General features: G+C 72.0%; 3 protein-coding genes. All 3 read right to left on the bottom strand.

Translation table 11 applies throughout. From position 1 onward, the window contains the following. The coding region (locus JWM94_RS16085) for a dihydrofolate reductase family protein (protein WP_367185904.1) at positions 1-258 on the bottom strand (258 nt) is incomplete at its 3' end. 531 nt (positions 259-789) lie between these two features. Then, a complete protein-coding gene (locus JWM94_RS16080) occupies positions 790-1185 on the bottom strand; it encodes an MmcQ/YjbR family DNA-binding protein (RefSeq protein ID WP_299429264.1) in 396 nt (131 codons plus the stop codon). An 81-nt stretch (positions 1186-1266) separates the two neighbouring features. Beyond that, on the bottom strand, positions 1267-2178 hold the full coding sequence (locus JWM94_RS16075) for a hypothetical protein (protein ID WP_299429262.1): 912 nt from the start codon (positions 2176-2178) through the stop codon (positions 1267-1269). Between the last annotated feature and the right edge of the window lie 423 nt (positions 2179-2601).

Here is a 2601-nt window from a genome sequence, read left to right as displayed (position 1 = left end):
GCGCATCCAGAGGTTCGTCGCCCGGGGCGCCTGGCTCAGGCTCAGGCGTTCGAGCCTGACGTCGGTCCCGCCCGGACGGTCGAACAGCCGGACGCCGTCGCCGAGCAGGACGGGCGCGATGAACACGAGGATCTCGTCGAGCACCCCTGCGTCGAGGCACTGCCGAGCGGTGCTGGCGCCGAGGATGTCGACGTACTTGTCGCCCGCGGCGGCCTTGGCCGCGGCCACGCCGCTGTCGAGGTCGCCGACGAAGGTCACCCCCGGCACCGGGGTGTCCGGGGCACGGTGGGTCAGGACGAACTGGGGTCCGGTCCATCCCCCGCCGAAGAGCTTGCCTTCCTTGTCCGTGCCCCGGTGAGGATCGAGACGGCGGGGACGTCGGGAACCCATCGGTGCGGCGGTGGAAACCCCGGCGCCGAGCGGGCGCCAGCACGGCCGGCTCGGTCAGCGTCGGGCCCGGTGCGGCGTCGAGCCGCCCACGATCCGGGCGATCTGCTCGCCGGTGAGCCCCTGGCCGTCGTCGTCGGGCGCGGTGAGCGGGACCCAGAAACCCCCGTTCTCCGCGGTCGAGGCCTCCACCATCGCCCGGCCGTCCGTCCGGCCCGACGCGAACGGCTCACCATCGGCGGAACGTCGGCGTCGACGAGGACCACGCGGGCCGGCCGGTCGCCGATCCGTTCCGCGGCCTGGTGGCAACGTCGTGGAGCCGTCCGCCGGAGGCCTCGAGGACGACGCCAGCACCCCGCCGGTCGACGGCATCGCCCTCTCCGGCGCCGCGGACGTACCCGCTCATCGCGCGCGTCCGTCGAGGTACGCCGTCGCCAGTCGCTTCGGAGCCCGGTGGAGCCATGCCTCGGCCACCAGTTCCTCGAGGTCCGGCGTCGAGATCCTGTCCAGTCGGACGAGGATCGCCGGATACCCGTCGAAGTGCGGCGTGGTGAAGTACACGCCCGCGTCCTCGTCCAGCAGCGCCTCCTTGACTCCGACGTCCGGCACCCGTGCCGCCAGGATCGGCCCGTCGGGAGCCGCGTCACCGAGCGCATGGAGGTCCGCCCGCCGCAGTGGCCGTTCCCACACGAACAGTGTGTCCCTCACCCGCCATTGGGGCACACCGTCCCGCGAGGGCCGCTCGTGTGTCTCGGGCAGCGCGAGCGCTATCCGGCGTACGTCCTCCCACGTGGCCATGTCCGACACCGTAGGCCCATCCGTACCTCGTCGGGTCGACGCGCACTGCACTGCACGGCGCCGACAGCGTGGTGACGGTCGTCAGGTGAGCCGCAGCGGACCTCTGGAGATCACCGCAGTCGTGGTGCCCTGAGCGTGGACGACGAGGTCGGAGCCGAACAGGACCTGCACGACCACGGTCACCCGCACGGTGGACCCGCAGGTCCGCAGGAGAGGGTGTAGTGCCTCCTGGTACGTCATGACGTGGTGGCGCAGGGGATCCACGAAGACGTTCTGGGTCGACAGCGGCATGACCGGGCACGAGCTCCCCGGATACTCCACCACCACGCTGACGCGGATGTATGAGCCGGTCGGATCCACGTGGCCCTCACACAGGTACGGCGAGCCGTTCTCCCTGCTTCCGCCGACGATGGTGCAGGTGGTGGTCTTGACGTCCCCGAAGACGGCCAGCACCGGGGCTCCGTCCGGCACGGCCCACGTGACCGGGGCGACCTCGACGGCCTGCCCGGCGGCGATGCGCACGGGCGGGTCCCCCGGCCGGTACCCGCGCGCACCGGCCACCTCGGGACTGGCCCGGAGCACGCCGGTCACGACGAGCTCCTGATCGGGAGACCCCCCCAGATCGACCGACTGCGCCCAGAGGGTGCACGTCCGCGCATCCGGCACCAGCAACCGCGGCGTCAGCGTCACGGTGGTGCCGCGGCCCACGTTCTGGTTGTCGCGGATTCCCTCCGTGCCACACCTGAGCGTCACGACGAGCAACATCTTGCTGCCGAGCAGGGGCGGGGGCATCGACGCCGTCACCCTTCCGGCTACCAACCGCTGCCCGCCGCCGAAGGTCTCCGTCGCGAGCCGGCGCGGCGGCGGCGGCGGTGCACTCGCCTCGGTAGCTCGTGCGTCCAGACCGGGCGAAGGTTCGGCAGCGGCGGCCGGTGACGCCATCGGGACGACCAATACCAGCACAACGGCGAGTAGCCGGGGAATCGACATCAAGAACCCCTCCTCCAGGTGCGGGTCCAGTCGTGTGTCCGCACCGGTGAGGACCGTGGATACCGTCAACCTAGCGAGCGGTCCGGCTGCCGCCCGCTGCGCATGGTCCGCCCACACATGTCGGGCCTGTGCGCGGCCGGGCAGCGGCGGCCGGCCCTCCGGCCGCGATCTCGGTTGCCTCGCGTGTCGTTCGGCGTTCGACCACGACCGGCCGGTCAGCGGGCCCACCCCGTCCAGGCCGCCGAAGGACCACGATCCGCTCCACCGCGAGGACTATCCGTTGCGGGTCACCCGGCGGGTGTGGTCACGTGGTCCCGGCGGCCTTGGTGTCCTTCGTCTTCTGCAGGTTGGCCACCAGGTCGTGGAGCGGCTTGGTGCCGGCACCGACGACGAGACCGGTGACGAGCAGGTCTGCCCAGAACGGCG

It is taken from the genome of Sphingomonas bacterium, assembly GCF_028289855.1.
Classification (GTDB): domain Bacteria; phylum Pseudomonadota; class Alphaproteobacteria; order Sphingomonadales; family Sphingomonadaceae; genus Sphingomonas.
Note: the sequence above shows the minus strand (reverse complement) of the source record. Positions and strands in the feature narration are given on the sequence as shown.